The 7682-nt window shown below is 42.5% G+C and carries 6 protein-coding genes; 2 read left to right on the top strand and 4 right to left on the bottom strand.

Going from position 1 to position 7682, the window contains the following annotated elements; translation table 11 throughout:
- Positions 1-289: 289 nt before the first annotated feature.
- On the top strand, positions 290-1315 hold the full coding sequence (locus WS34_RS09615; protein WP_046404495.1) for a BF3164 family lipoprotein: 1026 nt from the start codon (positions 290-292) through the stop codon (positions 1313-1315).
- A 52-nt stretch (positions 1316-1367) separates the two neighbouring features.
- Complete coding sequence (locus tag WS34_RS09610) at positions 1368-2393, top strand: BF3164 family lipoprotein (protein WP_286693698.1); 1026 nt, start codon at positions 1368-1370, stop codon at positions 2391-2393.
- A 368-nt stretch (positions 2394-2761) separates the two neighbouring features.
- On the opposite strand, the gene ung is transcribed toward WS34_RS09610, so the two are convergent.
- The 4 genes from ung to WS34_RS09590 all read right to left on the bottom strand — a co-directional run bounded on the left by ung (position 2762) and on the right by WS34_RS09590 (position 7491).
- Positions 2762-3427 (bottom strand): uracil-DNA glycosylase, encoded by a 666-nt coding sequence (ung, locus tag WS34_RS09605; RefSeq protein WP_013613058.1) that lies wholly within the window; start codon positions 3425-3427, stop codon positions 2762-2764.
- Entirely contained in the window at positions 3417-4577 is a 1161-nt protein-coding gene (locus WS34_RS09600; RefSeq protein ID WP_046404491.1) for a glutaminyl-peptide cyclotransferase, read from the bottom strand. Before WS34_RS09600 ends, ung begins: the two co-directional genes overlap by 11 nt.
- Entirely contained in the window at positions 4556-6034 is a 1479-nt protein-coding gene (gene cysS, locus WS34_RS09595) for a cysteine--tRNA ligase (protein WP_046404489.1), read from the bottom strand. Before cysS ends, WS34_RS09600 begins: the two co-directional genes overlap by 22 nt.
- Positions 6035-6132: 98 nt before the next feature.
- Positions 6133-7491, bottom strand: a complete 1359-nt coding sequence (locus WS34_RS09590) for a WG repeat-containing protein (protein ID WP_046404487.1) — start codon at positions 7489-7491, stop codon at positions 6133-6135.
- Positions 7492-7682 lie beyond the last annotated feature (191 nt).

Below are 7682 nucleotides of genomic sequence, written 5' to 3'. Positions count from 1 at the left end.
CGGACGAAACTGGGTCACAGCGTGTGAAACATGATACACATGGTGGCAAGGAATATCGAAAAGGTTCTCATTATATTACCTATGAAAGAACAGGTGTCGGTGATGGTTGTATAACATGGCCGGAATATAAACCTTTAGGGGAGAAAAACGGTTATTGTTATACTTATGAATAACGATTGCTGAACTTTTTTCAGGAGTATGTCGGAAGTCATTATTCTGTTGAGCTTGATATTTACTTTCGATACACTCCTGCCTTTTGAAGCAAGTAAAAATATAAATGATACATTTTATGAAAATCGGTTTTTTAGTTCTTTTGCTCTTCATTTTTACTTCTTGTCATAACGGCAATACGAACGTATCTACAGGAAATAATACGATTATTTATGACTTTCCGGTCACGCAAATTGCCGAAAGTGAAAAGATAGATCTGGAAATTATAGGGATAAACGATCTTATGGTTATAGATACCCTTTTGTTTGCCTTTAAAGCGAGTGGTTATAATGATTTTTTCGAAATGTATTCGACTGACAATTGGCAATATCTGGGAAAATTCCTTTCTCAGGGCAGAGGCCCTGATGAGTTTCTATCTGTGCAATTTTCCCAGGATTATTTTTTTAAAGATGACAATCTGGTCCTATGGATCTCGGATGGTGCTTTACAAAAACGGGCATTATTAAATATTACCCAGTCTCTCCGGATTGGCCGGACTGTATGTGATACCATTTTCCGGATTACTTCAGATTGTAGTTATTTTCAAGTGAACGACTCCATGGTGCTTTTACAAAAATATGTTCCCGGTAATATCTGTCTTTCCGTACAAAATCAACATACCGGCCAAACGATCCAGGAATATGAATTTTTGAAATCCTATATCCCGAAATCGATTCCTGTTCCTTTATTGAGCATGGGAATAACCAGGCATCCGGAGAAAGATTTGTTTGCTGGCAATATGTTGTTTTTTAATCAAATAAATGTATTTTCCAGTGATATGAAAACCAATTTTTCTTTGTCTTATCAACCTCCCATCGATATTTTTGAGACAGCCCACTTGCCGGAATCAGATTTTATTCTGTATTATTCGTCATTACAAGTTTCTTCGGAATATATCTACGCGCTTTATGTTAATAAGAAAGATAATTTATTTTCTCATGCGGAAGGAGAGACTGAAATTCACGTATTCAATTGGGAAGGAGCACCTATAGCTAAAATCCGGATTCCCGACAATATTATTTATTTTGCAGTGGATGAAAAACATCATTATATATACGGATTAAAAGGTAACGAGGAATTATACCGGTATAAATTTGAAATTTAAATCTATCTTTATCTCTTGTAATTTTAATTTCAAAAACAGCTGTAAGAATCTTATGAAAAAAGCACTAGCCTTATTTTTAGGTGTAATTTCATTTCTCGCTTGTCAGAAATCGAAAACCGAAGTTAGTTATACAGTACCGAAATTCAGTGAATCAATAAAACGAACCGTTACTGTTTTGAGAGACACGATAGAGGATTTTTCTCCGAATACGATCATATTAGACAGCTTTTTAATTATGAAGCATGAAAGTGTTCGAAACGAACAATTATTTCATGTTTATAACCGATATTCGGGAGCATATAGGCTGAGTTTCGGTAACCGGGGGAGAGGGTATGGAGAATTGATACATGTAAACGGTATTTCTATGGATTATGAAACAAAATCCATGTATGTGGGATCACTGAATCAAAGCAGAATAACTATTTTTCAATTGGATTCACTTCCTTGGGGGAAAGTAAACATTGCAGAAAAAAGGTTACGACAACCCTTATCCAGTACTGCTTTCTTTAGATTAGACCCCGATCATTATTTAACAACTTATAATGCATATAGTCGTTTTGCTTTATACGATAAAAACCTGAACCTGATTGATTCCTGTACTCACTATTCTCCAATCACCACCCAGATTACCCCGGAAAAAGTATTGGAAAATTACTATTTCTATTGTTCAGCTGTCCTCATAAAGCCGGATGGAACAAAATTCCTGAATTTTACGCATTGCGGTGCCATTCTGGAGTTTTTCAATATACAGCAAAATAAGATCACACATTCGAATACAAGTTATATTTATGAACCAACTTATAAAGCAGACGGGTTTCCACTTTGGCAGGAAAGTATCAGAGGATGGAGGACAGTATATGCCACGGATAATTACATATATATAGCATTAAACGGAACAAAGGATCTTGAGACCCGGATCGAAAAACTTTCTGTATTCGATTGGCAGGGGCTACCCATTAGACAATATGATTTGGGAGTCAATATTATGGATATTATAATCGATGAAAGTTTAAAGACAGGTTATGTCATTTATCGGGATGATGAGTATGAATATCATTTAGGGAATTTTGATTTATAGCCAACCTATTCAATCATAACTATGGTAAAGCATTTTTGTTATTTACTATTATGTACGATAACAATCACTTCTTGTTCTCGTACAGTTAAACTGAAACAGGAATGATTTCAATTACAATCTCAAAAGATAGTATTTCCACAATACAATCCGCATATTCCAACAAACAAAGTATTACACACCTTTCTTTTAGATGAAAATAATAAAGTCATTTTGGCAGGGAATCCCCTATTTAATCCACGTATCGAAGCCTTATTATTTCAAAAACTAAAAGAAAATAACTAAATTTATAGCTAAGCAACATCGGAAACAAGTTGATAAAATTCAGGCAGAGGGAGCGTCAATTGAGCTGTGAATATTTGCCTCTTACTCTACCATTCGATTTCCTTCAACCCATGTTCCCGTAGATATTGGTTTGTGCGGCTGAACTGGTGATTGCCGAACCATCCGCCCCGGTTGGCAGAAAGCGGGGAGGGGTGTACGCATTTAAGCACCAGGTGCCGGTCGGTATCGATAAATGCGCCTTTGCGTTGGGCATAGGATCCCCACAACAGGAATACCAGGTGTTCTTTCTTTTCTGCGATCTTGCGGATAACGGCATCGGTGAAAGTTTCCCAGCCTTTGTTCTGGTGCGAACCGGCTTGGTGGGCCCGTACGGTAAGCGTTGCATTGAGCAGCAGTACCCCCTGGTCCGACCAGCGTTCCAGGTTGCCCGAACGGGGAACAGGAGTACCCAGGTCATCGTGTATTTCTTTAAATATATTTTGCAGGGAAGGCGGTTGCTCGATACCTTCGGGCACGGAAAAACAAAGGCCGTGCGCCTGTCCGGGACCGTGGTAAGGATCCTGGCCGAGGATAACGACTTTCGTATTGTCTACCGTACAATGGTTGAATGCATTGAATATCAGTTTGCCGGGAGGGAAAATCCGGGTTTGGGCGTATTCGTTTTTTACAAAAGCGATCAGTTCAGCAAAATACGGTTTGTCAAATTCTTCCTGAAGCAGTGCTTTCCAGGATTCTTCAATTTTAACGTCCATATGGAATAAGTTTTACCTTGATTTCAAATAGTTTCGGCCACCGTTTCCCGGTGACATAAAAAGTTCCTTTCCCGGCATTCCACGCGATACCGTTCAGCACATCGTCTTTGTCGTCTAGCCGGGCTTTATCGGCGGCAGGCAAGAGTCCGGGCAGGTTCAGCTCGCCCCGGACAATGCCGGTTTCCGGATCGATGACGACAATCCGGTCGGTCAGCCACACATTCGCCCAGATCATACCGTCTACGTATTCCAGTTCGTTCAGTTGGTCTACCGGACCGTTATGATCGTATACTTCTACTTCTTTCAGTATATTGAACGTCGACGGAGCGATATGGTAAAGCTTGTTGCTGCCGTCGCTCATGATCAGGTGGTCTCCGGCCGTAGTAATCCCCCAACCTTCGGAATTATAATTGAAGGTCGATTCCAGGGTAAAAGTTTTCAGATCGTAAATGAAACCTTTGCGTGACCGCCAGGTGATCTGGTAAATTTTATCTTCATATATCGTGATCCCTTCTCCGAATAACTGACTGTCGATATTTAAGACCGATAGAGTTTTACCGGTTTGCATGTCTGTTTTACGAATAGACGATTCGCCATATTGCCCCGTCCCTTCGTACATGAAACCGTCCTGATAGATCAAACCTTGCGTATAGGCTTTCGGATCGTGAGGAAAAACGTTGACTACTTCATAACTGTAAATGGCCGGAGCCTGATCGGGTTTCACCCGGATCGTCGTTGTCGCGATTCCCCGTTTGTTGTCCGGATGCCACGCCATCACTTTGATGGTCATATTGCCGGTTTTACCTTCAGGTATCCGGTAAGTAAAACTCCGGTCCTCTTTAACGGCCGTTGCGATTTGCTGGCCGTCGATATAGAAGGCGGCAGAATCGACAGGGAAACGGTCCTTGCTTTCAAAACCGATAACGATCTCCTCGTTGAAAGCATACATCTTATCTTTCCCGGGCGATGTAAGTTGAATACTTTTCACATACTTCACCTCGTCTTTCGGAAGTTCTGCAGCCAAAGGAGTTTTTTTTTCTTTGTTCGCCGTTTTATTCCCTCCGCAGGAACAGATGAAAAAGGCACATAATATGTAAAAAAAACAGGTCATCCGCTGTTCGTATCTGTTCAATTTTCTACCAGTTCCCATTCATATCCCTCTTTGGTATCCTTAATGGCGACTCCGGCTGCTTTCAGTTCGTCCCTGATCTTGTCGGAAGTGGCCCAGTCTTTCTTTTGCTTGGCTTCTGTACGGATAGACATCACCATATCCAATATTTTCCCCAGCACTTCGTGATCCTGGCTCACCGATTCGCTTTCGGCCTTCAGCCCCAGGATATCGAATACATAATCCTGATACAGTTTTTTCAATTTAGCCAGATTACCGGCATCTATCTTCTCGTTTCCTGCCACCAGTGAATTGATCATCCGTACTCCGTCGAACAAGTGGGAGATCAGGACCGGTGTGTTGAGGTCGTCATCGATCGCTTCTTCACATTGGGTGATCAGTTCATCCACATCTACCGTATTACCGGCCGAAGCTTTCACTTTGTCCAGTGCCCGGACTGCTGCCATCAGGCGTTCATATCCCTTTTGGGCGGCTTTCAGGGCCTCGTTCGAGAAATCCAGCGGACTCCGGTAGTGGGCCTGCAGGATAAAGAAACGGACGGTCATCGGGGAATAGGCTTGCTCGAGCACATCGTTTTCTCCCGAAAAGAGTTGGTCCAGGGTGATGAAATTCCCCAGCGATTTGCCCATTTTCTGTCCCTTGATAGTGACCATATTGTTGTGCATCCAATATTTCACGGCTTCGTGTCCGTAGGCAGCCGTACTTTGGGCAATCTCACATTCGTGGTGGGGAAACTGCAGGTCCAGCCCGCCGCCATGGATATCGAAACGGTCGCCCAGATACTTCTGGCTCATGCACGAACATTCCAGGTGCCAACCCGGAAAACCGTTACTCCACGGAGAAGGCCAGCGCATGATATGTTCCGGAGTAGCTTTTTTCCATAGGGCGAAATCGGCCGGATTCCGTTTTTCTCCCTGGCCGTCTAACTGACGGGTGTTGGCAAATAACTCTTCCACCCGGCGGCCGGATAGTTTCCCATAGCTGTATTTTTTGTTGTAAGCCTCGACATCGAAATAAATACTTCCGTCGCTCTCGTAAGCGAATCCGTTGTCCAGGATTTTTTTCACCAATTCTTCCTGCTCGATGATATGGCCCGAAGCATGAGGCTCTATACTGGGCGGAAGGGTGTTCAATTGCTCCATATTGTGATGGTAGCGGTTGGTATAAAACTGAACGATTTCCATCGGTTCCAACCGGTCGAGCTTCGCTTTCTTCTCGATTTTGTCTTCGCCGTCGTCACTGTCGTCAGTAAGATGGCCGACATCGGTGATGTTACGCACATAACGCACTTTGTAGCCCAGATATTTCAGATACCGGAACAACAGGTCGAAAGTAATGGCCGGACGGGCATGTCCCAAATGGGCATCCCCGTAGACGGTGGGCCCGCAAACGTACAACCCGACAAAAGGAGGATTGATCGGTTCGAACTGTTCTTTCTTGCGCGATAAAGTATTATATAGGACCAGTCGATTTTTCATTTGCTATATCCATTTAGTTTAAAACGAAAACAAAAATAATAAATAAGTCAATACGATACCGACTTAACACGCAAAAATCAAATCTAACCGGTAAAAAATCAGTCTTCGGTCGAGAAGACCACCTTCATATTCGTACGGTTTTCCAATAGCGCCCCATAGGCATTATACACCTGTTGGCTTTTGTCACGGGTGGTGACATAATGCCCGTTATTCAGGCATTCGATTTTCTGAAACTGACAAGGCAGTATGGTAGAGCCATATTGGTTGTATACCCCGAACTTCTTGTCCCGTTTGACGATATAACGATGGCCTAAAGAAATGATCTCGTCATACTGGCAGGGAATAATGGTCGAGCCGTACCGGTTGAATATGCCCTTTTTACCGTTTGCCGTGACGTAATAAATATTCCCTTCCTGTTGTATTTTGTTGTAGCGGCAAGGAATAATCGTACTTCCATAGGTGTTGACGATACCCTGAAGACCGTTATTCTCCACCAGATATTCTCTTCCTTCTTTCCGGACAGAACTGTATCGGCAGGGAAGTATCGTCGAGCCGTAAGTGTTGTAAATTCCGTATTTACCGCCTGCCGACACATAATAAACTCCGTCTTCGTATTCTATCGTGTTGTATTTGCAGGGGATAACGGTACTTCCATAGGCATTGACGATCCCTTTCAGACTGTCGTTTTCAACCAGGTATTTCCCCCCTTCTTTGTATATCGAAGTGTATTGGGTAGGAACGATTACCGAACCGTACAGGTTGTATATGCCCTGATATTTGCCTTTTGTCACGTAATAGGCATTGTCTTTGCATTCGATCTGGCTGAATTGGCAAGGGATAATAACACTTCCATAGCGGTTGTAAACCCCTTTGAGCCGGTCCCGGCAGACGTAAAAACAACGGTCGGTGAGTTCGATCTGGTTATAGCGGCAGGGGATAATTGTCGAACCGTACCGGTTGTAAATTCCGTATAACCCTTCCGACGATACCCAAAAAAAATTATTCGATAATTCTATTTTTTCAAAACGGCAGGGCAAGACCAGGGTCCCGTAATAATTGACAATTCCTTTCCGGTCGTCGCGGCTGATTTGAAGATACTGATTTTCATATTCTTCGATCTTATCGTATTCACAAGCGAGGGAAAGGTAAAGCCAGGCATACCCTTTTTTCAGGGCAATCGGCCGGTCAATCTCTTTCGGAAACCGGCCATCCCGTTTGTGCTCTTCATAAAAATAACTGATGATACCGTATTTCCGGCCCTTTCTGACTTTGAAAAAACAATTGTGTTGAGGTACGATTTCGTCGTACTCGTACGGTATGGCCAGCTGTTTGTCGACCACGATACCGTATTTCCCGTTTTGCCGTTCGATCCGGCACTCGTCGAAATGGTTGTCGTAGCATTCTGCAAATGCAAAAGTTACACACAATAGAAAAATGAGGGTGGAAATCAGTTTCATAAGTTTGTTTTTAGACTTCAATAATAAGAAAATATTTCTTAATTCCCAAAGAAATGTATCGACTTATTAAAAAATCGTATATTTGTTTACATTCTATTGCTGTTTCGATTTTCTTTTTTGATTTTTCCAGTTCCGGCCGTCTCCTTCCCGGATGCTGTGGTATTCTTCGATGTATTCCTTCAGTTCTTTTA

The sequence above is a fragment of the Odoribacter sp. N15.MGS-14 genome (genome assembly GCF_000980245.1).
Taxonomy (GTDB): Bacteria; Bacteroidota; Bacteroidia; order Bacteroidales; family Marinifilaceae; genus Odoribacter; species Odoribacter splanchnicus.
The sequence above is the reverse complement of the archived record's forward strand: the minus strand, read 5'-3'. Positions and strand labels throughout refer to the sequence as shown.

What these genes read in the sequence shown, in the direction of transcription:
- WS34_RS09615 (WP_046404495.1), top strand. Translation starts at nt 290, where the DNA reads ATGAAAATCGGTTTTTTAGTTCTTTTGCTCTTCATTTTTACTTCTTGT.
- WS34_RS09590 (WP_046404487.1), bottom strand. Translation starts at nt 7,491, where the DNA reads ATGAAACTGATTTCCACCCTCATTTTTCTATTGTGTGTAACTTTTGCA.
- WS34_RS09600 (WP_046404491.1), bottom strand. Translation starts at nt 4,577, where the DNA reads ATGGGAACTGGTAGAAAATTGAACAGATACGAACAGCGGATGACCTGT.
- ung (WP_013613058.1), bottom strand. Translation starts at nt 3,427, where the DNA reads ATGGACGTTAAAATTGAAGAATCCTGGAAAGCACTGCTTCAGGAAGAA.
- WS34_RS09610 (WP_286693698.1), top strand. Translation starts at nt 1,368, where the DNA reads ATGAAAAAAGCACTAGCCTTATTTTTAGGTGTAATTTCATTTCTCGCT.
- cysS (WP_046404489.1), bottom strand. Translation starts at nt 6,034, where the DNA reads ATGAAAAATCGACTGGTCCTATATAATACTTTATCGCGCAAGAAAGAA.